Genomic DNA, 26,774 nt, shown 5'->3' on the forward strand with positions numbered 1-26,774 from the left:
AGCGATGGAGAACCAGACGTACGCTCGAAGCCGGTCGGACCGAGCCGGGCGACGCCGACGGAGACCGCGCAGGCGGCTCCGCCCGACAGATGGAGACACGATGAGCATGGCCACGAGAACGGACACGCAGTCGCCTGCGCCGCACGTCGCCGACAGTCACGATCTGATCCGCGTGCACGGCGCGCGCGAGAACAATCTCAAGGACGTCAGCATCGAGATCCCGAAGCGCCGGCTGACGGTGTTCACCGGCGTCTCCGGCTCGGGCAAGAGCTCTCTGGTGTTCAACACGATCGCCGCGGAGTCGCAGCGGCTGATCAACGAGACCTACAGCGCGTTCGTTCAGGGCTTCATGCCCACCCTGGCGCGGCCCGAGGTCGACGTCCTCGAAGGGCTGACGACCGCGATCATCGTCGACCAGCAGCGGATGGGCGCCGACCCCCGCTCCACAGTCGGCACCGCCACCGACGCCAACGCCATGCTGCGCATCCTCTTCAGCCGGCTCGGCAAGCCGCACATCGGCCCGCCCGGCGCATACGCCTTCAACGTCCCCTCGGTCCGAGCGAGCGGTGCCATCACCGTCGAGCGCGGGGCCAAGAAGACGGTGAAGGCGACCTACCACCGCACCGGCGGCATGTGTCCGCGCTGCGAAGGCCGGGGCACGGTGTCCGACATCGACCTGACCCAGCTCTACGACGACGGCAAGTCGCTCAACGAGGGTGCGCTGACGATCCCCGGCTACAGCATGGACGGCTGGTACGGCCGTATCTTCACAGGCTGCGGCTTCTTCGACCCGGACAAGCCGATCCGCAAGTACACCAAGAAGGAACTGCACGACCTGCTCCACAAGGAGCCGACCAAGATCAAGGTCGACGGCGTCAACCTGACGTACGAGGGTCTGATCCCGAAGATCCAGAAGTCGATGCTGTCCAAGGACATCGACGCGCTGCAGCCGCACGTCCGCGCGTTCGTGGACCGGGCGATGACATTCACCGTCTGCCCCGAGTGCGACGGCACCCGGCTCACCGAGGCGGCCCGGTCGTCGAAGATCGAGCGGATCAGCATCGCCGACGCCTGCGCGATGCAGATCAGCGACCTCGCCGCATGGGTCCGCGGCCTCGACGAGCCGTCGGTGGCGCCCCTGCTCGCCAAGCTGCTGCACAGCCTGGACTCGTTCGTGGAGATCGGGCTGGGCTACCTGTCGCTCGAGCGCCCGTCGGGCACCCTGTCGGGCGGCGAGGCGCAGCGCGTCAAGATGATCCGCCACCTCGGCTCCTCGCTCACCGACACCACCTACGTCTTCGACGAGCCCACCATCGGGCTGCACCCCCACGACATCCAACGCATGAACGAACTGCTGCTGCGGCTGCGGGACAAGGGCAACACGGTGCTCGTCGTCGAGCACAAGCCGGAGTCGATCGCGATCGCCGACCACGTCGTCGACCTCGGCCCCGGCGCCGGTAGGGCGGGCGGCACCGTCTGCTTCGAGGGCACCGTCGAGGCACTGCGGGCCAGCGGCACCATCACCGGCCGCCATTTCGACGACCGGGCCGCACCCAAGGAAACCGTGCGCAAGCCCACCGGCACGCTGGAGATCCGCGGCGCGTCGACGCACAACCTGCGGAGCGTCGACGTCGATGTCCCGCTCGGGGTGCTCTGTGTGGTCACCGGTGTGGCCGGCTCCGGAAAGAGCTCACTGATCCACGGCTCGATCCCGGGCGGCGCGGGTGTGGTGTCGGTGGACCAGACGGCGATCCGCGGCTCGCGACGGAGCAACCCGGCGACGTACACCGGACTGCTCGACCCGATCCGCAAGGCGTTCGCGAAGGCCAACGGCGTGAAGCCGGCGCTGTTCAGCGCCAACTCCGAGGGAGCCTGTCCCACATGCAACGGCGCGGGCGTCATCTACACCGACCTGGGGATGATGGCCGGCGTCGCCAGCACCTGCGAGGACTGCGAGGGCAGGCGGTTCGACGCATCGGTGCTCGAGTATCACCTCGGCGGCCGCGACATCAGCGAGGTGCTCGCGATGCCGGTGACCGAGGCCGAGGAGTTCTTCGGCGCAGGTGAGGCGCACACGCCGGCCGCCCAGCGGGTCCTCGGCCGGCTCGCCGACGTCGGGCTCGGCTACCTCACACTCGGCCAGCCGCTCACCACACTGTCCGGCGGTGAGAGGCAGCGCCTCAAGCTGGCCACCCACATGGGCGAGAAGGGCGGCGTGTACGTCCTCGACGAGCCGACCGCCGGCCTCCACCTCGCCGATGTCGAGCAGTTGCTCAGCCTGCTCGACCGGCTCGTCGACACCGGCAAGTCGGTCATCGTCATCGAGCACCACCAGGCGGTCATGGCGCACGCCGACTGGATCATCGACCTCGGCCCCGGCGCCGGCCACGACGGCGGCCGGATCGTTTTCGAGGGCACCCCCACCGACCTCGTCGACGCCCGCTCCACGCTCACGGGCGAACATCTCGCGGCCTACGTCGGCACCTGACCAAGGTCTCCTCGCGGGCGCCGTGGGACGAACAGCAGAGCGGCGGGCCGGAGTTCAGCCTCCCGGGAGACCGGGGCGCCGCGTCCGTGACCGTACCGTTCCGCGGCGTTGCCCCCGTCACGAGGCGAGGCGGCGCTCAGCGCACCACCGGGAAGCCGAAGGAGTAGCCCTGCTGCTTCAGCCACGGCAGGACCTCACGGAGGGCGGCCACGGTCTGGGAGCGGTCTCCGCCGGCGTCGTGGAAGAGGAGGGTCGGGCCGTTGGAGATCTCGTTCTCCACGGTGGCGATGATGGCGTCGCTGCCGGGGCGTTCGAAGTCCTTGGAGTCGACGTTCCAGCCCAGCGGCCGCATTCCTCGGGAGGCGGCGAGGTGGCGGCTGTAGGGGGTGAAGGCACCGCCCGGGGCCCGGTAGTACAGCGGCCGGACACCTCCCGAGGCCTTGGTGATCATGCCCTCGGCGTCCAGGATCTGCTGCGACTGGTAGGCGTCGGGCTTGGTGTCCATCGTGGTGTCGTGCGACACCGAGTGGTCGCACAGCCGGTGCCCGGCCGCCACCACGGCCTTGACGAGGTCCGGGTGGGCCTGCGCCTGCGTACCCACCATGCAGAACGTCGCCTTCACCCCGTTGTCCCGCAGGATCTGAAGGACCTGCGGCGTCCAGACCGGGTCCGGTCCGTCGTCGATCGTGATGTTGACGCCCCGGGCACCGCGGTCCGAGGCATGGGCGATGTCCACCGACACCGGCGCCCCGCCGGGCCCGGCGGCCCCCGGTGCCGAAGGACGCGCCGAGGCGCCCGCTCCTGCCTGCCGCCCGTCGACGGGACCGGCCTGCGCGGTCCATACCGACGTGGCGGCAGCCACCGCCGTCACCCCGACCGCCGCCGCCATTACCCGGCCGTACCATCCCCGCCCGCCATGCCGCGCCATGTCCGCCCTGTTCCTGCTCGTCCCAGTGGATCCCCTGCAACTGTGAGGACGGGGAAAGGGCACCGCCGGATCCGTCTGTTACTGATCAAGGACAATTCCGCCGGGGTTCCGAGACGCTTCGGCCTCCGCGCGGTGTTCAGGGGCGCAGGGGCCTGCACAACAGGGCCGCGGGACCCGCGGTGCTGCCCAGACGGGTGGTGAAGGCGATGCCGGCGGCGTACTCGTCGGCCGCGCACTGGCCCTTGTAGTCGCCGTGGGCGAAGTCGCCGCCGACGCCGTCGGCGGGCCGGTTGTCGGACCGGTCGAACCAGACGGTCCGCCCGGTGCTCCCCAGTGAGCTGCGGGCGGGCGCGCACAGGGCCGCCGACACACGGTCACCGCGGCGGCTGTAGCCGATGAGGAACTGCCCGGCGGGGCACTGGAGTTTGGTGTGACCGCCGGCCCAGTCGCCGCCCGCGGGAACATGGCGTTCGTCGGTGACGACTGTCTGGGTGCTGCCCGCGGCGCGCAGGTCGCCGGCGGTCGTGTCGGTGCACAGGCCGCGGCCGGCGGTGTGGCTCAGCCCGATCAGCCGCAGGCCGTCCGGGCAGGCGGCCTTGGAGGCCCCCGCGTCCCAGTCGCCGCCGGCCCGCACCCGCAGGGACTGCACATGGTCGCCGTGGTCGGTGGTGAGCATGCGCCAGACCGGCACCGGCGCGATGTACCCGGTGCGGGTCGCGGACGACATGAGGTGATCCCAGCCGGTGCCGCGCCAGTCTCCCTGGTCGAGCATGCCGTACCGTCGCCCCGCGGAGTCGTAGCGCAGCAGGGACCAGTCGTCGTGCCCCTCCCAGCCGACCAGGGGCCAGTAGGCGAAGTCGGCGTCACGGTCGGCGAAGTAGTCGGTGAGATTGCCGAACCAGGCGCGGGCGGCGGCCCCCGTCTCGGCGGCCCCGACGCCGAACTCACTGATCCACACGGGCGCGGTGTAGTGCTGCCCTTCTGTGGTGACGAAGAAGGCCTGGTCGGTGAGGACTTGGGACAGCTGATCGCGGGTCAGGTCCTGGTAACGGGGATCGTGGGTCTCGCCGACTCCGGTGGCGCCGCTGTGCCGGGGGCCTGTGTAGCCGTAGAAGTGGGCTGAGTAGACCAGCTTGTGCGCGTTCACGAGGGTGTGCGAGAGGGTGCGTGCGGGCGTGAGGGTGGGGCGGTCGTGCGGCAGTCCGTCGACGGGCACGCCGGTCCAGTTGATGCCCTCGATGACGATGAGGAGATCGGGGTCGGCCTCGGTGAGGATCCGGTCCGCGGCGAGCTGGGCGGCGGCGTACCAGTCGTGGTCGTCACCGAGGCCCCAGTTGGGGTCGTCCAGTACGTCGCGGCGTACTTCGTTGTAGAGATCGGCGCCCACGACACGGGAGTCGGCGGCGTAACGGCGGGTCATGAACACCCAGTCGTCGACCCACTGCCGGGTGGACTGACCGCTGTTCCACCGCTCGTTGCCGTCGACACCGCAGCACCAACGGGAGGTGTTGGTGTGGTTGTTGAGGATGACCGCGAATCCGTCCTGGGTGAGGGCGGCCACGACGGCGTCGAAGATCTGCAGGGGCGTTCTGCCGCGCAACTGTGGATTGGCCGCGACGGCGGTGTCCGGCACGGGAGTTGTCGCCCGGATCATCTGGTTGGAGAACGGGAGCCGAATGCTGTTGATGCCGAGGGCGCGGAAATCGGCGAGCAGTTGGGGAAGTCGGGCACGGTCCAGGCCGAGTGGGATGTCGTGGGAGTTCTGGCCGGCGTGGTGGTTGGCGGGATCGGCGGTACCGCCGCTACCCGTCCACGAGCCCTGCGCGCCGTCCCAGTTGGCCGACTTCAGACGGAACCGACGCCCCTGGGCATCGACGATGTACCGGCCGCGGGTGGACAACGGCGGCTGCCAGGTGTCGGCCGCCTGTGGAGTGGCCCGGCTCTCGACGGGGACGGGATTCTCGGAGGCGGCCACGGCGGCCACGGCGGTGGGTGCGGTGAACGGCAGCATGACAAGGGTGATGATGAGTGTCAGGTACTTGACAAGCTTGATGCTCTGCATTCCAGTCGGTCCTTCGCGGGCGAGGTGAGTCATCGACGAACGGCGGTTGCCGACCTGTGTCGCCATGTCCACGGCGGTTGCCGGCCTGTGCCGCCGTGTCAGGGTTCCGAGCTTGGTTCCTTGGCGTATCAGGCCTGGTGGGCGGGGCCGCCGTGATGAGTGGCGTCCGTCCCACGGCCGGGGCCTGGCGTGTCGCTGCCCAACGTACGTCCCAACGGCCTTGTCCGGAACACCAGTTCACCTTTCCTTTCCGATGGTTTCGGGCGGTCGGCCGGTGGGGCCGCGGAACGGGATGAGGACGCGCGCGGGCGAGTGCTCAGACGCCGAACGAGGCCGAATGAGTAGGCGTACTCAAGGAATCGGCGCCCTGCCCGCCGAAACTGGGATGGACCCGTGGCGCCACACGTCCCGGACGCTTCCCGGGCGGAGAGGGGTTTGGTCCACGCCCGCCACGGACCGTCAACGGCCAGGGCGGTGCGTGCCATGGCGGGTGAGGCGATGGGGCCGGGGCCTGAACCGCCGGGCTGAGCGTTCTCCGCGCCCGAGCACCCGACGAGGAACGCTACGCCCGCCATGAGCGCCGTCCTTCGTACCTGCCGCAGTCGCACCATTCAAAGTCACCTCCGGGTAAGGCCGTATGCCCCCAGACACGACCCGTTGCCAGGGACGATGGTTGCACGGTGCGTCGCCCTGGTGATGTTCCGCACGATGATCATCCCGGGGCGGGGCGGGGCGGGGCGGGGCGGCGTCCGGTGGGCGGAAGGGGTTTCCGGGTGGCGGTGTCCGGTCGCTGGTGGACTGTCGTCGGCGAGGGCGTCGTGGAGCGTGGGGTGTCAGGGGACGACGGTGTCGAGGCCGGCGGGTTGAAGGGTACGCATGACGCTGTCCTGGACGTCGGCGAGCTGGAGCCGGCCGCTTTCGCGAACGGATTGATGGGCGCTGACGAGGGCGTTGATGCCGCTGGAGTCCATGAAGGTGACCCGGCTGAGGTCGATCACGATGCGAGGGCCGGCCGACTGGTCCGCCGGCGGCAGCGCGTCTCGCAGGACGGGCGCACTGCCGGAGTCGATCTCGCCGTGGCCGCTCAGGACGGTGACGCCGTCGATGGTGTCGCGGGTGACCACGAGCATGCCGTGGCCCGGGACGTCCGGGATGTCTGCCACAGTGTTGCTCGCAACCTGCGGTTGTAGCCGTAACCGACACTTCTTCGGTCATCTGGGCCCCGCAGTCCGGTGGCCGACGCTCGTGCGCGGACATTGCACAGGTTTCTTACCGGGGGCATGTACAAGGACTGGTGGGGTACACGCGCGGATGTGCTGGGCAGGGGAGTAGTGATGCGGATGGAGTCCGACGGGATGGAGAGGTCCCTCTCGCCGGATCCCGGCTGTGCCGAGTTCACCACCGCCCTGGAGGGGCACAGTGGCTCGATTGCCGAGGCCCGGCGTGTGGCGGCCGACTTCCTCATTCGGGTACAGACCGAGTGCGGATTGCCGGTGACCGAGCGCGCGATGGACCTGACGCAGCTGGTCGTCAGCGAGCTGGTCACCAACGCCTTCAAATACGCGCCGGGTCCGGCACTGCTGTGCCTGCGGACGGCCGGGGCCATGGTGGAGATCCAGGTCTGGGACAGCGATCCGGTACTGCCGGTTGCGCGGGCGGCGGACCCGGGACGGGTGGGGCAGCACGGGCTGGAGATCGTGATGGCCGTGGTCCAGGGCTTCGCGGCGCATCGCGAACCGGTCGGCAAGCGCATCACGGCCTGCCTGCCGCTCCTGGACGATCCGATGCCGCCCGGCAGTTGACCCGCGGCGGCGTGCAGTCCTGCGCGGGCCGGTGACCTTCACCTGGGGCGCACGCCTGCTGTCCGTCAGCAGCGGCAGTCGATGGTCAACAACGGCAGTCGATGGTCAGGGGCGGCAGGCGACGGTCAGTGGTGGTCGCTGATTCTCAGCCGCGGTGGGCGATTGTCAGTGGCGGATGCGAACCTGCATGACATGGATGAGCTGGAGTTCATGCGTGGTCGCGTCTACGGCGCCGACCACGACGATGCCGGGCCCCGTCCCGGCCGCCTCTACGTGGAGCTGGTCGGCGGGCCGCTGGACGGTCTGCTGCTGGACGTCACCGGCCGGCCCGACCACGAACTGCGCCAGGGCGTGGTGCTGGCGACCGAGATAGGCGCCTACGGGCCCGGCGGACACGCCCTGTACGCACCCCGCGTCGACGACGTCCGCCGCTTCGACTGGCGCGGCGACACACCGTGACCGGGCCTGCTGTGCCTCCCCTTCACCGCGACACACCGTGACGAGGCAGGCGGTGCCTCCCCCTGCACGGCGACCGGGCGTGGCTCGCACGATCGAGGTCGCTCGCTCCGGCGACTGATCGACCTGCTCCCCGTCCGGCTTCCTCAGGGTCCTGAGCTGTACGGCAGCAGCCCTGGGCCGTACGGCTGTTGTATAACCGGACCATGATCTATCACGTCGTGCCGCTCGACGAGTGGAATGCCCGTACCGACCAGCCGTACGCACCGGCCTCCCTTGCGGAGGAAGGATTCGTCCACTGTTCCCCCGACGAGGTGACCACGCTGATCATCGTCAACACGTTCTACCGCACCGCTCCCCGGCCGTTGCTGGTGCTGCGCCTCGACGAGGACCGGCTCACCGCCAGGTGCGAACGGGAGGCGGCGGCTCCGGCCCCGCCGCCCGGCGTTGCCAAGAGCATCCTGTTCCCACACGTCTACGGGCCCATCAACCGCGATGCCGTCGCACGCATCCTGGAAGTCCGGTGGGACGAGGAGGGCCGCGCAACGGGCCTGAAGGACGCAGGCTGACGGGTCTCATCGAACCCGCGTTCTCATCATGCGGTTTGGGGAGGGGCTCCGTGGAAACACGTCCGGCGAACCCGACAGCAAGGAGGAGTTCGGCTATGGGCATCATCGCGTGGATAGTCATCGGTCTGCTTGCCGGCGCAATAGCCAAGGCGCTCATGCCGGGTAAGGACCCGGGCGGAATCATCATCACCATGCTCATCGGTATCGCAGGTGGTCTCCTCGGAGGCTTCCTCGGCAAGGTGATCTTCGGAGTTGACTCGATCGACGGCTTCTTCGACCTGTCCACCTGGATCGCGGCCATCGTCGGCTCTGTCATCCTCCTCGCGCTGTACCGGCTGATCGCCGGCCGCGGGCACGGGCACCGACGTGGGCACGTCCATGCATAACAGGGCATAACAGGGCATAACAGGTTCGGTCCGTCGGCCTGGCCGGCTGAACGGCATCCGGAAGTGAAGAACGTGAGCGCCCCCGTCCTCGGGCGGGGGCGCTCACGCATGTCTGACGCCGGGCGCTCGGTCATCGGCCGGCGCGGGGCGGGGCGGTGCGCGGGCGAGGCGTCAGTCCTCAGCGGGCCTCCCCACGGCAGTAATGTCGTCGGTATGACCGACAACTCCCTGCGTTCCGTCACCGTCGAACGAACCGGCACCGGCCACTTCACCGCGACGAACGCCCGCGGCGGCACCATCGCCTTCGGCACCGGTTCCCATCCTCACGGGGACACCGAGTTCACCCCGGTCGAATTGCTGCTCGCCGCGATCGGAGGCTGCACGGCGGCGGACGTCGATATCGCCACCAGCCGCCACGCCGAGCCGACCAGGTTCTCCGTCGCGGTGACCGGCAACAAGGTCAGCGACGAGCTCGGCAACCGGCTGACCGATCTTGCCGTCACCTTCTCCGTCACCTTCTCGGACGTGGAAGGCGCTGATCGGGCCCGGGCGATCCTTCCCCGGGCGGTCAGGACCTCCCACGACCGGCTCTGCACGGTCAGCCGCACGGTCGAGATCGGCACGCCCGTCACCGCACAGGTCGAGGGCTCCTGACCTCGACGGTGCGTACCGCCGTCACCGGCCTTCTGGACTCGAGGTGTTCGGGCCGCCCTTGGCCATCGGACACACCTGGTCGAAGACCTTGTGGACGGTCGAGGCGTCGGCGGACAACGACCGACTCGACAAGCCGATGGACGAAGGTCAGGGCTTGATGCCCACCCCGGTCCACAGGCTGACCGTGGCATCCGTGAGCGCCTCCGCGGGCTCGTCCCCGTTCGGCGCGTCGGGGCGCCAGCGGTGGCCGACGGCGACACCGGGGTCGAGCAGGTCGAGGCCGTCGAAGAAGCGTACGACGTCCTTCTGGGAGCGGAACCGTACCGGCGTACCGGCGGCGGTGTAGATGTCGGTGACCTTCTGCCAGGTGGACGGGTCGAAGTCGGGCGTGCAGTGGCTGAGGGCCAGCGCGCTGCCCGAGGGGAGGGCGTCGAGCAGGCGGCCGACGATTCCGTACGGGTCCTGGGCGTCGGTGACGAAGTGCATGAGGGCGTTCATCGACAGGGCCACCGGCCGGTTCAGGTCCAGGACTTCGGCCAGCTCGGGGGCGTTGAGCAGCGCCTGCGGATCATTGACGTCCGCTTCGATGTACGTGGTGCGGCCCTGGGAAGTGCTGCGCATGAGGCGTTCGGCGTATTTGAGGACCAGGGGGTCGTTGTCGGCGTACACCACGCGCGCTTCGGGAACCACGCTCTGGGCCACCTGGTGCAGGTTCGGCTCGGTGGGGATGCCCGTGCCGATGTCGAGCCACTGGCGGATGCCGTGCTCCTTGGCGAGGACACGGGTGGCGCGGTGCATGAACGCCCGGTTCTCGCGGGCACACACGAAGATGCCGGGGTAGGCCGCGGCGACCGTCTCGGCGGCCTGCTTGTCGATGTCGAAGTGGTCCTTGCCGCCCAGGTAGTAGTCGTACATGCGGGCCGAGTGCGGCCTGCTGGTGTCTATGCCCCGTGCGGCGTGGGTGTTGCTCATCCTGTCCCCTTCGGTGGTGTGCGCGGTCGCGGTGTGCCGGGCGGGTCGCGGCCAGGGCCGGCTCGGATCCTTCCCGCTTGCGGTTCGGTCTAGCGGGCCGTCAGGTGATCGGCGAGACCCCTCTTGATCCCCTGGACGAAGGCGGAGATCTCCTCGAAGGTGTAGATCAGCGCGGGCCCGGTGGGATCGGTCGACTGCCGCAATGCGACGCGTCCGTCGGCGAGTTGCTTGGTCTCCACGCACTGACCCCCGTTGGGGCCGCTCCAGGGGCACTCCCAGCCCTGCTCGCCGAGGTCGGAGGCGGGCATCCCGTTGTACACAATGCCGTCGGCGAAGGTCATGAGTACTCCTTTCGCATGCGGTCGAGCAGGGCCCTGCTGTCGGCGGAGGACGTCAGAAGGGACATCCGGTTGTGCGCCTCGAGATGGGCCACGACATCGGAACGCTGGTCCAGGTACACCGAGGCGGACAGGATCTCGCTGTAGACGACGTCGGGAAGTTCCGGTTCCTCGAACCGGAAGTAGGTGAAGGGCGCGCACGCTCCGACGTGCGCCCCTGCGGAGAACGGCACGACGTCGACGCTGACGTGCTCCAGCTCCGAGACCTCCAGCAGCCGCTCGATCTGCTCCCGCATGACCTCGGCGCCGCCGGCCGTCCGGTGCAGGACGGCCTCCTCCATCACCACCCACAGCGTGGGGGCGTCGGCCTTCTCCAGCAGGCCCTGGCGCCGCAGCCGCAGATCGACCCGCCGCTCCAGGTCCTCCTCGCTGTCGTTGGGAAACCCCCCGCGCAGGATGGCGCGCGCGTACCCGGGCGTCTGCAGCAGCCCGGTGACGTACTGGGGCTCGTAGGTCCGCAGGGTCTTGGCACCGCTCTCCAGGCTCACGTAGGCGGTGAACCAACTCGGCACCACGTCGCGGTACGCGTGCCACCAACCGGGCTGGTTGGCCCGCTCGGCGAACTCGACGAACTCGTCGACCTCCTGCTGACCGGCACCGTACGTCTGCAGCAGCTTCTCCACGTACAGAGGCTTGAGGCCGACCTCCGCCTTCTCCAGCCGGCGAATGGTCAGCGACGTCACCCGCAGGGCCTTTGCCGCGTCCTCCAGGGACACGCCCGCGCCGAGCCGTCTGTCCTGGAGCCGACGGCCGAGGATCATACGCAGGACGGTCGGTGCGCTGGTGCCCGCGCTTGAACGAGCCTCGCTCACTGCACTGCCTCCTGATGATGAGTCACCAGCCCGAGTGTGACAGCGACTTGAGGAAGCTGCCCAACGGATTCCAACGAAACCCAACGGATAACGTCTTGCTGAAATTATCAGGGAGTCGGTTGCAGTGTGAACTCGGCTACGACCATAGTTACGTGTGCAAGCGGATCCTTCGGACGCGAAGGCATCGCAGTCGATTGCCGTGACACTACGCGGAGTTGACGCACAGCAACCCTACGAATCCATGCGGCCGACATGCCGGGATCACCCCTCTCCCGGAAGGGCCATCGGATGCCCTGCTCTCCCCTGCGCTCCTCCTGATGGAAGGCGACAAGCGTGTCCCCCCACACGACTTCCTCCCCCCAACTCTTAGATGCCGCGCGCCCGGAGCGCACGCACTGGATCGACCTTCCAGCGCACCGATCCAGCGTCAGAGTCGCCCGCCATTCGATGGACGCACGGATGACCGCATGGCGTCTGCCCGCAGAAACGTCCGCGGACGCGGTTCTTCTGGTGTCGGAACTGGTCACCAACGCGGTGTGCCACACGCCCAGCGCGCGCGTCCTGTGCGGCATCGGGCGCATCGCGGACGACTGTCTCCGCCTGGAGGTGCACGACCACGCCTACTCGGTCGGCACTCTGCCCCGGTGCGAGGCGGGGTCCGAAGACGAGGGCGGCCGCGGTCTGTTCCTGGTCCAGGAGATCGCGCACACCTGGGGGGTGGACCGGTCCCGGCGCACCGGCGGGAACGCGGTGTGGGCGACCTTGATCATTCCTGGCTGACGGCACGGGGCGGGGGTCCGAGAGGGGCTCGCTGGGCGGGGGGCTTGCCCATCGAGGGCGCCCTGACGGTGACTGTGCTGACACCGACCGGGCTTGCCTGCGTCCAGGGGTGGGCTCCTCCTGGCAGGAGGAGCCCACTTCATGGGATGTGTGAGGGGTTATTCCGTGCGCAGGCCCGCTGGGCGCATCATGCGCAGGAGCGGCGGCAGGCTGAGCAGCGTGACCATGCCGACCACGGCCGCGCCCACGCCGGTCATGGTGAGCACGCTCGCCCAGTCCATGGTCACCGGTGTACGGGTCATCTTCAGCAGCACTGCGCCGAGGGTGACGCCCACCGTCGTGGCCAGTACGAGACCGAGTCCGACCGGGAGGGCTGTCTGCCACAGGACGGACAGGCTGAGTGTGTGGCGCCGGGTGCCGAGGGCGACCAGCGCGGAGAGCAGCTTCCTGCGTTCGCGCAGCTGTTCCAGCTGGGAGACCAGCAGGCTCGCTCCGATCAGTGCCAGCACGAAGGCGGCGCCGACGAACAGGCCGGTGCGGATGGAGGAATACTTGGCGTCCTCCTGGGCCGCCGACCAGCCGAAGGTCTGTGCCAGGGGGTCGATGCGGGCGGCGACGTTGCGTATGTACTCCCGTGAGTCCGGCACCGAGGGGTCCAGACGCAGGAAGACACCGTCCGAGAACACCGCGGGCGCGGCCGTGTGGGGCAGGGCGGCGGGGGTGACCAGCAGACTGGTGTAGTCCTGCAGTGAGTCCTTGCGCGCGTTCACCTCCCGAAGGTTCGCCGGCACGGTCCAGGGCACCTCCAGGCCGCGTCCGGGGCCGTCGTACGACGGGTCGATGTAGAGCTGCCGACCGGGCTTCACCAGGGCGATTTCGGATGCGTTGTCGGGGTCCGAGTAGCCGCTCCGCGTGCGCGTGATGAACACGTCACCGTCCTTGCAGGAGGGCAGTGTGGCGAGTTCGCGCAGGGCGGCGCAGTTACCTACGGTCAGGCCGTTGCTGTTCTCCGGGTTGCGACGTGAGTCCCCGTACTGGGAGCGGGCCAGGGCCACAGCGGCCCGGACACCCTTGGTGCCGGTGAATTCGCGCTCGATGCCGGACAGCGGCTTGGGGCCGCTGAAGTCGACCTGTATCTGGACCCGGCTGGGGTCCCTGCCGGTGTTCTCGGTGTACTGGCTCTGTGTTCCCGTGAAGAGCATCTGCAGCGCGATGGCCCCGGCCACCGCCACGGCGATGCCGTTGACCATGCGGGCGGCGGTGCCGCTGCTCAGCTGCAGCCGTCGCACGGCCAGCTGCCAGGACAGCGGGCCCTTGCCGAGCCGGACGACGACCGTCTCCACGACCCAGGGCAGCAGGGCGGTGATGCCGATCAGCAACATCAGGACGCCGCCGATGACGAGATACTGGTTGAAGTTTCCGTTCTTGTGGCCTTGGCCGATCATCAGGTAGAGCATCCCGAGGCCGGCCAGAGTCGGCAGCAGCCGCCACCACAGTCGGCGCCGGCTCTGCTCGGCCGCGCGCACGACACCGAGGGGTTCGACGACCACGCCGCGCATCGCGAGCAGCGTGACCAGCACCGCGGCGACCGGCACCGCCACCGCGACCAGCGCGGCAAGCGCGGGGGCAGGGTCGAGGTAACTGGGCCAGACGCTCACGCCCAGCAACTCGCCGGTGCCCAGCTTCCGGCGGCCGAGCAAGAAGAAGCCGGTGCCCACGGCCAGGCCGAGCAGGGCTCCGGCCAGCGCCTCGCCCGCCGCGATCCGCCGGGTCATCCCCCGGTCGGAGCCGACCAGGCGCAGCGCGGCGAGGCGGCGGTCGCGGCGTTCGCCGCCGAAGCGGACGGAGGCGGCGATGAACACGGCGACCGGCGTCAGCAGCACCACGAACACGACCACGACCATGAGCAGCAGCACCGGGTCGGTCTTCTCGGGCGTCGCGTCCGGTTTGCCGAACTTGGCAAGCCGCGTCACCAGGGAGGTGTCCGTGAGCTTCAACCCCGAGGCGCCCGCGTAGTAAGCCAGTTCGTGCGAGCCGATCAACCCGCTCTCGCCGATCGTGCCGGTGATCTTGTACGGCAGGCGCTCCCGCAGCAGTTTCGCGTCGTCCGAGTCCAGCAGTTTCCTGAGCGCGGGGGAGACCACCATCTCGCCCTTACCCGGGAAGCGGTCGACCCCCGGGGGCAGCGGCGCCCGCCTGCCCTCGGGTTCGACGAACCGGCCGTGGATGTCGTCGTCATGCCAGGTGGTGTCGGCGTCGGCGATCAGGAGAGTGTTGTCGGCCTTGGGCGGGACCTTCTGGGAGTACACGTCGGCGTAGCGGGCGTCCTCCACCTTGCTGCGGGAGGCGAACACGGTGGGCATCGCGGTGCACAACAGGAGCAGGGCCACACCGAGGCCGACGCCGACCGCTGTCAACGTCATTCGGACCCAGCCCTCGCGGCCGCCGGTGACGGCGAACCGGGCTCCCATGGCCAGGTCTGTGGACCACTGGCGCGGACTCATACGGCGCGCTCCACGTCCTGGGACCTGCCGTCGCGTACGACGATCTCGCGGTCGGAGTAGGCGGCCACCCGTGTCTCGTGGGTGACGAGGACGACGGCGGCGTTGGTGGAGCGGGCCGCGTCGGTGAGCAGTTGCATCACGCGCTCGCCGTTGTAGGAGTCGAGCGCGCCGGTCGGTTCGTCGGCGAACAGCACCCGGGGGCCGGTGACCAGCGCGCGTGCCACGGCGACGCGCTGGCCCTGGCCGCCGGAGACCTCGCCGGGCCGCTTGCCCAACAGGTCGTCGACCTCCAGGCGTTCCATCCAGCCGAGCGCCGCCCGCTCGGCTTCCTTGCGGGAGGTGCCGTTCAGCCTGAGCGGCAGGGCGACGTTCTCCACGCAGGTCAGTTCCGGCACGAGCTGCCCGAACTGGAACACGAAGCCGAACTCGGAGCGGCGCAGCGCGCTGCGCTGGGCGTCGCTCATCGTCGTCACCTCACGCCCGTTGTAGGTGATCGACCCGGAGTCGGGCGGCAGGATGCCCGCGAGGCAGTGCAGCAGCGTCGACTTGCCGGAGCCGGAGGGGCCCATGACGGCGACGACCTCGCCTGGGTGGATGGAGAACTCGGCGCCGTCGAGGGCGTGGGTGTGCCCGTAGGTCTTGCGCAGGTCCTGCGCGGTGAGCAGGGAACCAGGGGGAGAAGTGGTCATCGGGCAACAGCCTCACGGAATTTGTCGAGTCGGGCGGCGGTCAGCTCCAGCCAGCGCAGGTCGGCCTCGAGGTGGAAGAGGGCGTGGTCGCAGATCAGCTGGTCCGCCAGATCGCCCTTGCGCTTGCGGTCGGTCAGGATGCGCATGCTGCGCAGGTGCTCGGAGCGTTGGGTGTCCAGGATGTCGGCGGCGTCCCGGTGGGTGAGCAGCGCGAGGACGACTTTGGTGTAGAGGGCCGACTGGAGGTACTCCTCCGGCTTCTGCGGGGTCGCGAGCCACTGCTCCACGTCGGTGATGCCGGCGTCGGTGATCGCGTAGCGCTTGCGCTCCGGGCCGCCGCCGGCCTCGATCCCGTCGACCTCGACGAGGCCGTTCTTCAGCAGCCGGGACATCGTCGAGTAGACCTGGCCGTAGTGCAGCGGCCGGTCGTGACCGAACGTCTCGTCGAAGGCCCGCTTCAGGTCGTAACCGTGTCGCGGGCCGGACTCCAGGAGCCCCAAAAGGGTGTGAGCGATGGACATGCGCTCACTATACATACCGTGTATACGCCGCATGTATACGCCGAGTGTGTAGCTCATGGCGGGGCGTACGGCTGTGCAGGTGAGGGAGGGGAAGGCTCCCCTCGTCACGATTCCTGAACGGGCCGAGCCCGAACCGCCCGGCCCATGGCAGGGCGCGGTGGACGGGCGGCTACGACCCGCCAGGCGGTGCTCGCGCCCGAGGTGGGACGTACGCAGTCGGAGGGGCGGATGCCGGCCGGAGTCCGGCCCCTGGTACCGCGCATGCCGACGGCAGGACTGGGCGTGTACTCCTCCGTCGGCGGGTCCCCGGACGGCGCCATCGGGTGAGGCGGTTCGCGCAGATGCCGCTTGCGAGCGAGCGGGCCTTGCCGCACTCGGGGACCACGCACATCGTCCAGTCGAGCGTCAGGTGCTGCTGAGGGAAAATCAGTACGGCAGCAGAAGGTGCAGGAGGACGGGCCGGCACGTCGACCGTAGCGGCGTGGACCGCGCCTGCCTGCTCGGCCCGGGCATCGCCGTACCCGGCCCGCTCGACCGCATCTCCGGCGCCGTGGTGTCCCCGCCGAGCGGAGCGTGCCGTGCGACCCCGTCGAGCCGGTTCGTCGACGGCGCCCGGCGGACATACTCCGGGCCCGGACCCTCGCGACTGCGACGCGGCGCGGCGCTTACGAAAATTGAACGTTTCAATCGCGACCCTTGAATGTGGCACTGGAACTCGGGTAAGCGGTCGTGCGGCAGGTTGGTATCAACTCAACTCATCTTCCTGCGCTTTCATCCCTTCTCTCCGCCCGCCTTAAGTCAACTCCTGTGAAAAGTCTTGACGCTTGCCAGGGGCAAGTTTAACGTCTGCGGCTGATCAATAAAACGATTCAACGCCGCCCCGCCCCGCCTCCGCCTCTCCGCCCGTCAACGCCGAAGCGGCGGCTGCCCGTTCCCTGTTCCCGCCCCCCCGGGCGCCCCGCCCCGCCCCGCCGAAGGGATCCCGCACGTTGTCCGCACCACGCGACACCGCCGGTCCGTCACGCCGTCAGATCCTGTTCACCGCCACGGCCGCCACCACCGCGGCGGCCGTCACCACGGTCGGACCCGCCGCCCCCGCCCACGCCGCCGCATCCGCCCCCGCATCCGCCGCCCACCCGGTCGCCGGCGGGGCCGCCCACCCGGTCGCCGGCGGGGCCGCCCTCGCCGCCTTCGACCTGTCCGAGGTCCGGCTCCTGGAGAGCCCCTTCCTCGCCAACATGCGCCGCGCCTGCGCCTATCTGCTTTTCGTGGACGCCGACAGAGTCCTGCACACCTTCCGCCGGACCGTCGGCCTGCCGTCCTTGGCGGAGCCCTGCGGCGGATGGGAGGCCCCCGACGTCCAACTGCGCGGCCACACCACCGGCCATCTGCTCAGCGCCCTGGCCCAGGCGCACGCCAACACCGGCGACTCCGCGTACGCCGACAAGGGCCGCGTCCTGGTCTCCGCGCTCGCCGCGTGCCAACGGGCGGCCCCGGCAGCCGGCTTCACGCCCGGCTACCTCTCGGCGTTCCCGGAGTCGGTCTTCGACCAGTTGGAGGCGGGCGGCAAGCCCTGGGCGCCGTACTACACGCTGCACAAGATCATGGCCGGGCTGCTCGACCAGTACCGCCTGAGCGACAACCGCGAAGCGCTGGCGGTGCTGCGGGGGATGGCGGCGTGGGCGGACGCCCGCACCGCGCCGCTGTCCTACGAGCGGATGCAGAACCTGCTCCTGGTGGAGTTCGGCGGCATGAACGACGTGCTGACCCGGCTCTACCAGGAGACCGGCGACCCGGCGCACCTGCGCACCGCCCGCCGCTTCGACCACGAGGAGCTGTACGCTCCGCTCGCCGCCGGACGCGACGAGCTCGCCGGACGGCATGCCAACACCGAGATCGCCAAGATCGTCGGGACAGTGCCCTCCTTCGAGGCCACCGGGCAGTCGCGCTACCTGGACATCGCGGACACCTTCTGGACCACCGTCGTACGCCATCACTCGTACGCCATCGGCGGGAACTCCAACAAGGAACTCTTCGGCCCGCCCGACGAGATCGTCAGCCGGCTCTCCGAGGTCACCTGCGAGAACTGCAACAGCTACAACATGCTGAAGCTGGGGCGGCACCTGTTCCTGCACCGCCCCGACCGCGCGGAGTTCATGGACCACTACGAGTGGACCCTCTACAACCAGATGCTGGGGGAGCAGGACCCCGACTCCGCGCACGGGTTCGTCACCTACTACACCGGCCTGTGGGCGGGCTCCCGGCGGGAACCCAAGGGCGGACTCGGCTCGGCCCCGGGCAGCTACAGCGGTGACTACGACAACTTCTCCTGCGACCACGGCACCGGGCTGGAGACCCACACCAAGTTCGCCGACTCCGTCTACTTCCGGTCCGGCGACAGGCAGCCGCCGGCCCTCTACGTGAACCTGTTCGTACCCTCCGAAGTGCGCTGGGAGCAAAGGGGAGTGACGGTACGCCAGGAGACGCGGTACCCGACAGAGGGGCACACCCGGCTCACCGTCACCGCCGGCCGGGGGCGCTTCGCGCTGCGGATCAGGATCCCCGCCTGGGTCGCCGACACCCGCCGCCCCGCGGTACTGAAGGTCAACGGCCGCCCCGTCACCGCCAGGCTTCGCGCGGGCACCTACGCCACCGTGGAACGGTCGTGGCGCACCGGTGACACCGTCGACCTGCTCCTCCCACGGACGCCCGTCTGGACCGAGGCGCCCGACAATCCGCAGGTGACATCGCTGTCATACGGCCCCCTGGTGCTGGCGGGTCAGTACGGCGACACCCCGCTCGACACACTGCCGACGATCCGCCCGGAGTCGCTGCACCCCGTCCCCGGCACCTCCACCCGGTTCACCGCCCTCGCGGACGGCAGGCCCGTGCAACTGCGCCCGTTCCACGAGGTACATCACCAGCGCTACAACGTCTACTGGGCGGTGACCCCGCGCCGCGGCCGCGAACGGGACGTCGCACGCTACCCGTTGGACGAGGGCACCGGGACCACCGCCACCGACACCACCAGAACCTTCGCCGCGGCCACTCTGGCCGCCGGTGCCGGCTGGACGGACGACGGTACGGGGCCGGCCGTGTCGCTGGACGGGCGCGGCGGCCATGTCGCCCTGCCCGCAGGGCTGTTGAGCGGACTGGACGAGGTGACCATCAGCGTCCGGGTCCGGGTCGACACCCTCGCCTCCTCCGCCCGCGTCTTCGACTTCGGCTACCACAAGGAAACGTACCTCTTCCTCGCCGCCACCACCGGAACCGGCCGCCCCCGAGCCGCGCTGAAGATCGCGGGAATGGAGCGGGAGGACTTCGTCGACGCCGACGGCCCCCTCACCGTGGGCCGTTGGACGCACCTGGCCCTCACCCTGGGCGGCGGCACGGGCGTGCTCTACTTCGACGGTGCCGAGGCGGGCCGCAACCCGGCCATGGTCGCGAGTCCGCTGCTGCTCGGCGTCACCACACGCTCCTACCTCGGTCGCTCCCAGAACAGTACGCATCCGTACCTGCAGGGTGCCGTGCGCGACCTACGGGTGCACAACCGAGCCCTCACCGCGACCGAAGTGGCCGCTCTGGCCACCGGCTGAACCTTCCGGTTCCCCACCCGCTGCCCTCGCCCTCTCCTCCCCTTCCCCCTCTCCTTCTCCTCCCCTTCCGTCACGGCCACGCCCGCACGCCCGCCGTACCCCCGTAGGAGCTCACGCATGTCCGACACCAACCCTGCCGGCCCCACCCCCGTCGCCACCGCCGCCGAAGGCCCCCTGTCCAGACGCGGGTTCGTCGCCGCGGCCGGGGCCGGCACCGCGGTCGCCGCCGGCCTGCCCGGTCTCGGGCTCGCGATTCCGACGGCCTCCGCCGCATCCCAGGACCTCGCACCGGACACCGTCCCCGCCGCCTTCACCACCCGGCGCTTCACCGACCCGCCCAAGGACAGCCGCCCCACCGTCTACTGGTACTGGAACGGCCCCGTCACCCCCGAACTCGTCGATCGGCAACTCGCCGATCTGCGGGACAAGGGCATGTACGAGGTGATCCTCTTCTCCTTCGACAACGACGCGATGCGGCCCGTCTTCTTCAGCGAGGAATGGTTCGACATCGTCGGACACGTGCTGCGCACCGCCGAACGCACCGGTATGCGCGTCTGGTTGTTCAACGACGACCACTTCCCGAGCGGCCGGGGCGGCGAGTACATCGTCAAGGGCGGCACGGTCGGCTCCCGCACCTACGCGCCCCGCCCGGACCTCCGGCTCAAGGCGCTGTGGCGCTCCACCACGGTGGTCGAGGGCCCGGCCCGGGCCGATCTGCGGCGCAGCACCGGCGTGGGCGTGGAGGCAGGACACCTGGTCGCCGACGCCGCTGTCCTCGGCGGCGCCACCGTGCTGCGCGGAGGCACGGACTGGCGGGACCTCACCGTCACCGCGAGCGTCAAGGCGGACCACACCGCCGCCGGGCTCGTGGTCCGCGCCTCCGCCGACGCCCTCGACGGCTACGCGGTCTCCTTCGACCAGACCGGCATCGTCACCGTGCAGCGCCTGACCCGCGACGCCGCCCCCGCCCCACTGCTGCGCAGCACCCGCACCGACGGCTTCAACAAGACCAAGTACCACACCCTCGCCGTCACCGTCCGCGGCGGCAGCCTCTCGGTCACCCTCGACGGCCGTGACAAGGGCACCGTCACCGACGACCACCACCCGTCCGGCGGTGTCGGGGTACGCGCGGTCGGCGACGAACGCGGCCTGTGGGACAGCCTCGCCGTCACCGCGGCCGACGGCACCACGCTGTACTCGACGACGTTCGACGACGCGGCCACCGCGGGCGACTTCCCCGAGCGGGCGTCCCTCGGCGTCCGGGCCGTCGCCGCCGCGGCCCGCCCGGCCGGCTCCACCGACGGGACCGACATCGTCGGCCTGACCGCGCGGCTCACCGCGGACGGCGTCTGGCAGGTCCCCGCGGGTCGTTGGCAGATCGACCTGTTCGGCGGTGTCCCGCTGATCGACGACACCCAGGGCTACAGCCGCAGCTACGTGGACCTGCTCGACGACGAGCCGGTGCGTCTCTTCCTCGACATCGTCCCCGGCGAGTACCACCGCCGTTTCCGCCGCTACTTCGGCACCGTCGTCCCCGGCTTCTGGGACGACGAGCCGTTCTTCGCCTCCGCCGAGGCGCACTTCAAGCGGCTTCCCTGGTCACCCACGCTCGACGCGGCGCTGCGCGCGGTGGACGTCGAGCCCGGCGTGGCCTACGCCAGCGCCTTCGACGACCTGGGCCGCACCGGCCGTATCGCCCGCGGCCGTTACTGGCAGGCCGTCTCCAACCGCTTCGCCCGCTACTTCCGCGCGCAGGCCCGCTGGTGCGAGGACCGGGGCGTCGCACTCATCAGCAACCCGCTCTACGACGAGGCAGCGCCCACGAAGCGGATCCCCACCACCGGGGACCTGCACAAGGTCAACCAGTGGGCGCAGGTCCCCGGCGGCGACATCATCACCGCCGAGTACGTGCCCGGGCAGCAGACCATGCTCCCGCGCAACCCCGTCTCGGTCGCCCACCAGATGGGCCGGGAGCGGGCCCTGATGGAGATGTTCGGCAACATGGGCTGGCAGGTGACACCCGGTTTCGTGCACGCGACCGTCGGCGCGCAGGCCGTCCGTGGAGTCAACCTGACCGTCCTGCACGCGCTGTGGACCGACGAAACCGTCGTCTACTTCCCGCCGCCCTTCGGCCCCCGGGCGCCGTGGTGGTGGTCCATGCGCCCGCTCGCCGAGTGGATCGGCCGGGTCATGGAGGCCGGCCGCGGCACGTCCGCCGCCCGCACCGCGCTGCTGCAGTCCCAGCGGGCCGCCGAACAGTGGACCGGCACCGACCGGCAGGGCGAGATCGACGGCGCCCTCGCCGACGCCGCCTACACGCTGGAACGCGCCCAGGTCGACTTCGACCTCCTCCACGAGGGCGCCCTCACGGGCGACCCGGAGCTGCTGGCCCACGCCCGCGTACGGTCCGGCCGCCTCACCGTCGGCGCCGCCCGCTACGACCTCGTCGTGGTGCCGCTCACCCCGACCCTGGACACGGCGACCGTGCGCGCCCTGGACACCTTCGTCCGGGCCGGCGGGACCGTCGTCGCGGTGGGCGCACTGCCCGCCGACGAAGCCGACGGCAACGACCGCTCCCTGAGCCGCGCCCTGCACGACCTGTTCGGCGACACCGTCCCCGGCCGCCGCACCCTCGGCCGGGGACACGCGGTGCGCGTCGCCGACACGACGGCCCTGGGCGCCGTCGCCCACGACGCCGGGGCCGCGGCGGCCGTCCTCGAACCCGCCCGGGAGGCGATCCGCGCCCTGCGGGTCACCCGGGGCGAGGACACCGCCTTCCTGTTCAACAACGAGAGCGCCACGGCCGTCGAGACCACGGTGGTCCTGCCCGCCCAGGGCGTCCCGGAGCTGTGGGACCCGGCGACCGGCAGGACCGCGCCGGCACCCGTCCACCGGACGAGCAAGCGGGGACTGCAGGTGCCGCTCACCTTCGCGGCGTACGAGACCCGGATCGTCGTCGTGCGCCGGGACGCGGCGGTCCCGCCCCACCTGACGGACGCCACGCTCGACGTCCGCTCCGTCGCACGGCACGGCCGCGCCCTGCACGCCACCGTCGAGACCGGGGCTCCCGGCAGCCACCGGCTCACCGGCACCGACGCGGGCCGCACGTACCGAGGCACGGTCCGCGTCGACGACCCGCTCACCCCGGTCCCCGTCACCGGCGACTGGACCCTCACCCTGGAACGCGACGGGGACACCCCGGTCACCGGCCCGCTCGGCAGCTGGACCGCGCACGCGCCGCTGTTCTCCGGCAGCGGCACCTACAGCAAGGAGATCGACGTGGACCGGGCCCACCTCGACGGCCGGCGCGTCCTGCTCGACCTCGGGGAGGTGCGGGACGTGGCCTGCGTGACCGTCAACGGCACGGCACTCGACCCCCTCCTGTGGGCCCCCTTCGTCACGGACGTCACCGATTTTCTCCGCCCGGGACGCAACCAGGTGGCCGTGCGCGTGGCCAACACCCTCTCCAACGAACGCAACAAGCCCCTGCCGTCCGGCCTGCTCGGTCCGGTCACCCTGCGCTTCAAGCGGCGCGTCACCGCCGTACTGGACCGCGTCTGACGCACCGGCCGCACCGAGGATCCCCTTCCCGAAGGACTCCCATGCCCAGATTCAGACCCCGCGTCGGACGCCGACGCCTCGCCCTCCTGCTGCCCGCCGCGGTGACCGCCTTCGTCACCGCCGTCTCCGGCACCGTCCAGGCCGCCCCCGCGGCCACCGGCACCCTCACTCCGGTCCAGCTCCGTACCCAGCACCTCGACGAGGCGCTCGGCATCGACGACACCACTCCCCAGCTCAGCTGGCAGACCACCGCCCGCACCGCGGGCGCCCTGCAGAGCGCCTACCGCGTCCAGGCCGCGACCTCGCCCGAACGTCTGCGCTCCGGACGGCCCGACCTGTGGGACTCCGGCAAGGTCGCTTCCGCCGTACCGGAGGCGACCTACGCGGGCCGTACGCTCGGCTCCCGGGCCCGGGTGTACTGGCGCGTCCAGCTGTGGTCCGCCGGCCACCGGGACTCGGGCTGGAGCGGCACCGCCGTCTTCGAGACCGGCCTGACCCGGTCCTCCGACTGGGACGCCCAGTGGATCACCCACCCCGACTGGCGGCTGAGTGAACGCGAGATCGAGCCGGTCGTCGTCACGTTGCCGCGTACGACGGCCCGTTATCTCCGCCTCGACGTCACCCGCCTGGGCCTGCCCCTCAAGGAGAGCGTCGACGCCCGCACCTGGCGCCTGCAACTGGGTGAGATCGACGTACGCGACTCCTCGACCTCGGCCACCGGGCTCGCCAAGGGCGCCGCGGTCACCGCCTCCGAGACCACCACCGTCCGCAAGACCTACGAGCCCGCGCTCGCGGTGGACGGCCTGGCCAACAGCGCCCTGCAGACCGCCGCCGGATACTCCAGCGCGCCGCACACCTCGGCCGACACCTCGTCCGCGCCGGTCACCCTCACCCTCGACCTCAAGACGGTCAAGACCTTCGACCAGGTGGCGCTGTACCCGCGCGCCGACGTCCTCACCGACGACGGCAGCGTCCCCGACTTCCCCGTCGACTACGCCCTGTCGGCGGCGGACGACCCGGCCGGCCCGTACACCACGCTCTCCCACGTCGCCGGCCAGCGGCCCCCGAAGCCCTACCTCCCCGCCGGACTGCCCCTGCTCGCCGACGACTTCACTCTCCCGCGCGGCATCCGCGGCGCCCGCCTCTACATCGCCGGCCTGGGCATCTACGATGCCACCCTCAACGGTGAGCCCGTCGGCGACGCCGTTCTGGAGCCCGCCAACACCGACTACCGCGAACGCGTCCAGTACGCCACGTACGACGTCACCGACCGCCTGCGGTCCGGCGCCAACACCTTGGGCGTGGCCCTCGGCAACGGTATGTCCAACGTCGTCAGCACCGCCGACCGCTACCGCAAGCTGTACGGAAACATCAGCGACCCGAAGCTCATCGCCCAACTGGAGGTCACCCTCGCCGACGGCAGCGTCCGCACCGTGACCAGCGGCGACGACTGGCGCACCACGCTCGGCCCCACCACCTCCAGCAACTGGTACGGCGGCGAGGACTACGACGCCCGCCGGGAGACCCCGCACTGGGACGAGCCCCGGGGCGACCGCCGTTCCTGGGACCGTGCGGTCACCGTGACCGCCCCCGGCACCGCCGCCGCGCCCGCCGCGCTCAGCGCCCGGGAGACCGAGCCGATCCGGGTCGTGGAAAGCCTCACCGGCAAGGAGGTCGACGGAGCCGACGGCAGCCGCGTCTTCGACCTCGGCCGCAACATCGCCGGCTGGCCGGATATCACCGTCAGCGCGCCCGCCGGGACCGAGATCCGTGTCCACCCGGCGGAGAGCCTCAAGGACGGCCACGCCTTCCAGTCGATCAGCAACGTCGGCGCACCGCTGTGGGACAGCTACACCACCCGCGACGCGCACAGCGCCACCTGGCACCCGAGGTTCAGCTATCACGGCTTCCGCTACCTGGAGTTGAAGGGAGTGCCCGAGGGAGCCAAGGTCTCGGTACGGGGCAAGGTCCTGCGCACCGACAATGCCTCGGCCGGTACCTTCACCAGCTCGGACCCGCTGATCAACGGCATCCACGGGCTGATCCGCCGGGCTGTGGAGGGCAACATGATGAGCGTCCTCACCGACTGCCCGAGCCGGGAGAAGCTGGGCTGGCTCGAACAGGACCAACTGGTGTTTCCCGCGCTCGCGGCCAACTTCGACATGCAGGCCCAGCTGCGCAAGATCGTCCGTGACATGGCCGACGCGCAGACCGCCGAGGGCCTGATCCCGAGCACCGTACCCGAGTACACGAACCTCCCCGGCGCCTACCGCAACGACTCCAACTGGGGCGGCGCCTTCGTCCTGGTGCCCTGGCAGCTCTACACCACCTACGGCGACCGGGACACCCTGCGCACCTACTACCCCCGCATGCGGCAGTACGCGGACTTCCTCCGGACCCAGGTCTCCGGCGGCATCCTCGACTACGGCCTCGGCGACTGGTTCACCCCGGACCGCACGTTCCCGCGCGCGGTGGCCGGCACCTACGGCTACTGGCGCGTCGTCGACGCCCTCTCCCGGATCGCCGCCGTCCTCGGCGACGCCACGGCCGCCGCGGACTACCGCGCCAAGGCCGACACCTCCGCCCAGGCCCTGGCCGCGACCTACTACGACCGGACCACCGGCACCTTCGCAGGCGGCGGCCAGGGGGCGGAGGCCCTCGCTCTCGACATGGGCGCCTACCCGGCAGGGGAGAAGGACCGCCTCCTCGCCCACTTCACCGGCGCCGTCGAGACCGCCGGCCACCACCTGCTGCTCGGCGAGATCTCCCTGCCCGCCGCCTTCCGTGTCCTGTCCGCGGCCGGCCGTGACGACATCGTCCACCGGATCGCCACCCGAACCACCAGCCCCAGCTACGGCTACCAGGTGCTCGCCGGCAACACCACGCTCGGCGAGTCCTGGGACGGCGGTCCGGGCCAGTCACAGAACCACTTCATGCTCGGTGCCATCGACTCCTGGTTCACCAGCCGTGTCGCCGGCATCGCGCAGACGCCCGACTCCGTCGGCTACGCCGAACTCCTGATCGACCCCGCAGTAGTGGGCGACCTGACCTCGGCCTCGGGCTCCTACCGAACACCCCACGGCCTCGCCCGCACCCACTGGACCCGCACCACCGACCGGTTCCGCCTCACGGCGGACGTCCCCGCGGGCAGTACGGCCGAGATCCACGTCCCCACCACCGCCGGCCACGCCACGGCTCCGAAGGAGGCGCGCCTGATCCGCGTCACGGCCACCGAGGCGGTGTACAAGGTGGGTTCCGGCAGCTGGACGTTCCGCTCGACGCTGTCGCCCATCGATCCAGCGGGTGTCGAAGGCGGTTGATACCGCGGTTGTCTGCCTGGGGCCGGTCGTCTTGGGGTAGGGACCGGTCGTCTTGGGGTAGGGACCGGTCGTCCGCCGGTGGGAGCCGGTCGTCTCCCGGTGGGGGCCGGCGGCGAAATGACCACGACGGTGGTCGGGTCCCGGGCAGGCTCAACCGCTCGCACATGATCACGCCGTGAACGGCGGCGGAACGCCTCTGTCCACCGCGGCCCGACCGCCTCTCCCCGGGCGGGCAGCGCATCGAGCGTTGCCAGGCCCACCCTCGGCAGCCAGCCG

Annotated in this window: 20 protein-coding genes; 11 read left to right on the forward strand and 9 right to left on the reverse strand. The window is 70.5% G+C overall.

Annotation, left to right across the window (positions count from 1 at the left end; translation table 11 throughout):
- Positions 1 to 106 precede the first annotated feature (106 nt).
- On the forward strand, positions 107 to 2,488 hold the full coding sequence (locus M2271_RS01540) for an excinuclease ABC subunit UvrA (RefSeq protein ID WP_280885200.1): 2,382 nt from the start codon (positions 107 to 109) through the stop codon (positions 2,486 to 2,488).
- A gap of 136 nt (positions 2,489 to 2,624) precedes the next feature.
- On the opposite strand, the gene M2271_RS01545 is transcribed toward M2271_RS01540, so the two are convergent.
- The 3 genes from M2271_RS01545 to M2271_RS01555 all read right to left on the reverse strand — a co-directional run bounded on the left by M2271_RS01545 (position 2,625) and on the right by M2271_RS01555 (position 6,641).
- Positions 2,625 to 3,416, reverse strand: a complete 792-nt coding sequence (locus M2271_RS01545; RefSeq protein WP_280885201.1) for a polysaccharide deacetylase family protein — start codon at positions 3,414 to 3,416, stop codon at positions 2,625 to 2,627.
- A gap of 136 nt (positions 3,417 to 3,552) precedes the next feature.
- Entirely contained in the window at positions 3,553 to 5,478 is a 1,926-nt protein-coding gene (locus M2271_RS01550; RefSeq protein ID WP_280885202.1) for a cellulase family glycosylhydrolase, read from the reverse strand.
- 833 nt (positions 5,479 to 6,311) lie between these two features.
- Positions 6,312 to 6,641: an STAS domain-containing protein gene (locus M2271_RS01555; RefSeq protein ID WP_280885203.1), complete on the reverse strand. Its 330-nt coding sequence runs from the start codon at positions 6,639 to 6,641 to the stop codon at positions 6,312 to 6,314.
- 177 nt (positions 6,642 to 6,818) lie between these two features.
- Between M2271_RS01555 and M2271_RS01560 the strand changes: the two genes are divergently transcribed.
- The 5 genes from M2271_RS01560 (at position 6,819) to M2271_RS01580 (ending at position 9,345) form a co-directional block, all read left to right on the forward strand.
- A complete protein-coding gene (locus M2271_RS01560) occupies positions 6,819 to 7,280 on the forward strand; it encodes an ATP-binding protein (protein WP_280885333.1) in 462 nt (153 codons plus the stop codon).
- A 192-nt stretch (positions 7,281 to 7,472) separates the two neighbouring features.
- Positions 7,473 to 7,739, forward strand: a complete 267-nt coding sequence (locus M2271_RS01565; protein ID WP_280885204.1) for a hypothetical protein — start codon at positions 7,473 to 7,475, stop codon at positions 7,737 to 7,739.
- 203 nt (positions 7,740 to 7,942) lie between these two features.
- The gene (locus M2271_RS01570; RefSeq protein ID WP_280885205.1) at positions 7,943 to 8,305 is read left to right on the forward strand and encodes a DUF952 domain-containing protein; all 363 of its coding nucleotides are present in this window, start codon (positions 7,943 to 7,945) and stop codon (positions 8,303 to 8,305) included.
- Positions 8,306 to 8,400: 95 nt separating this feature from the next.
- Positions 8,401 to 8,691: a GlsB/YeaQ/YmgE family stress response membrane protein gene (locus tag M2271_RS01575; RefSeq protein ID WP_030665248.1), complete on the forward strand. Its 291-nt coding sequence runs from the start codon at positions 8,401 to 8,403 to the stop codon at positions 8,689 to 8,691.
- Between the two features lie 213 nt (positions 8,692 to 8,904).
- The gene (locus tag M2271_RS01580) at positions 8,905 to 9,345 is read left to right on the forward strand and encodes an OsmC family protein (RefSeq protein ID WP_280885206.1); all 441 of its coding nucleotides are present in this window, start codon (positions 8,905 to 8,907) and stop codon (positions 9,343 to 9,345) included.
- A 147-nt stretch (positions 9,346 to 9,492) separates the two neighbouring features.
- Here the strand turns inward: M2271_RS01580 and M2271_RS01585 are convergent, their stop codons facing one another.
- The 3 genes from M2271_RS01585 to M2271_RS01595 all read right to left on the reverse strand — a co-directional run bounded on the left by M2271_RS01585 (position 9,493) and on the right by M2271_RS01595 (position 11,527).
- The gene (locus tag M2271_RS01585) at positions 9,493 to 10,317 is read right to left on the reverse strand and encodes an SAM-dependent methyltransferase (protein ID WP_280885207.1); all 825 of its coding nucleotides are present in this window, start codon (positions 10,315 to 10,317) and stop codon (positions 9,493 to 9,495) included.
- Between the two features lie 89 nt (positions 10,318 to 10,406).
- The gene (locus M2271_RS01590; protein WP_280885208.1) at positions 10,407 to 10,658 is read right to left on the reverse strand and encodes a DUF397 domain-containing protein; all 252 of its coding nucleotides are present in this window, start codon (positions 10,656 to 10,658) and stop codon (positions 10,407 to 10,409) included.
- Positions 10,655 to 11,527, reverse strand: coding sequence for a helix-turn-helix transcriptional regulator (locus M2271_RS01595; RefSeq protein ID WP_280885209.1), 873 nt, complete (start codon positions 11,525 to 11,527; stop codon positions 10,655 to 10,657). Before M2271_RS01595 ends, M2271_RS01590 begins: the two co-directional genes overlap by 4 nt.
- Before the next feature lie 333 nt (positions 11,528 to 11,860).
- On the opposite strand from M2271_RS01595, the gene M2271_RS01600 reads away from it, so the two are divergent.
- Complete coding sequence (locus tag M2271_RS01600) at positions 11,861 to 12,307, forward strand: ATP-binding protein (RefSeq protein ID WP_280885210.1); 447 nt, start codon at positions 11,861 to 11,863, stop codon at positions 12,305 to 12,307.
- A 158-nt stretch (positions 12,308 to 12,465) separates the two neighbouring features.
- Here M2271_RS01600 and M2271_RS01605 read toward each other — a convergent pair whose 3' ends face one another.
- Genes M2271_RS01605 through M2271_RS01615 form a run of 3 tightly spaced genes read right to left on the reverse strand, consistent with a single transcriptional unit; the run spans position 12,466 to position 16,021 of the window.
- Complete coding sequence (locus M2271_RS01605) at positions 12,466 to 14,811, reverse strand: ABC transporter permease (protein WP_280885211.1); 2,346 nt, start codon at positions 14,809 to 14,811, stop codon at positions 12,466 to 12,468.
- The gene (locus M2271_RS01610; RefSeq protein ID WP_280885212.1) at positions 14,808 to 15,500 is read right to left on the reverse strand and encodes an ABC transporter ATP-binding protein; all 693 of its coding nucleotides are present in this window, start codon (positions 15,498 to 15,500) and stop codon (positions 14,808 to 14,810) included. Before M2271_RS01610 ends, M2271_RS01605 begins: the two co-directional genes overlap by 4 nt.
- On the reverse strand, positions 15,497 to 16,021 hold the full coding sequence (locus M2271_RS01615; protein ID WP_280885213.1) for a PadR family transcriptional regulator: 525 nt from the start codon (positions 16,019 to 16,021) through the stop codon (positions 15,497 to 15,499). Before M2271_RS01615 ends, M2271_RS01610 begins: the two co-directional genes overlap by 4 nt.
- Positions 16,022 to 16,165: 144 nt before the next feature.
- On the opposite strand from M2271_RS01615, the gene M2271_RS01620 reads away from it, so the two are divergent.
- From M2271_RS01620 to M2271_RS01635, 4 genes are all read left to right on the forward strand, one after another.
- Positions 16,166 to 16,348, forward strand: a complete 183-nt coding sequence (locus M2271_RS01620; RefSeq protein ID WP_280885214.1) for a hypothetical protein — start codon at positions 16,166 to 16,168, stop codon at positions 16,346 to 16,348.
- A 662-nt stretch (positions 16,349 to 17,010) separates the two neighbouring features.
- Positions 17,011 to 19,617: a beta-L-arabinofuranosidase domain-containing protein gene (locus M2271_RS01625; protein ID WP_280885215.1), complete on the forward strand. Its 2,607-nt coding sequence runs from the start codon at positions 17,011 to 17,013 to the stop codon at positions 19,615 to 19,617.
- Between the two features lie 117 nt (positions 19,618 to 19,734).
- Positions 19,735 to 23,178 carry a glycosyl hydrolase gene (locus M2271_RS01630; RefSeq protein ID WP_280885216.1) on the forward strand — a complete coding sequence of 1,148 codons (3,444 nt, stop codon included), beginning with the start codon at positions 19,735 to 19,737 and terminating at the stop codon, positions 23,176 to 23,178.
- A gap of 41 nt (positions 23,179 to 23,219) precedes the next feature.
- Positions 23,220 to 26,498: a family 78 glycoside hydrolase catalytic domain gene (locus tag M2271_RS01635; protein ID WP_280885217.1), complete on the forward strand. Its 3,279-nt coding sequence runs from the start codon at positions 23,220 to 23,222 to the stop codon at positions 26,496 to 26,498.
- The last annotated feature ends 276 nt before the right edge of the window (positions 26,499 to 26,774 follow it).

This window comes from Streptomyces sp. LBL (genome assembly GCF_029893585.1).
Lineage (GTDB): Bacteria > Actinomycetota > Actinomycetes > Streptomycetales > Streptomycetaceae > Streptomyces.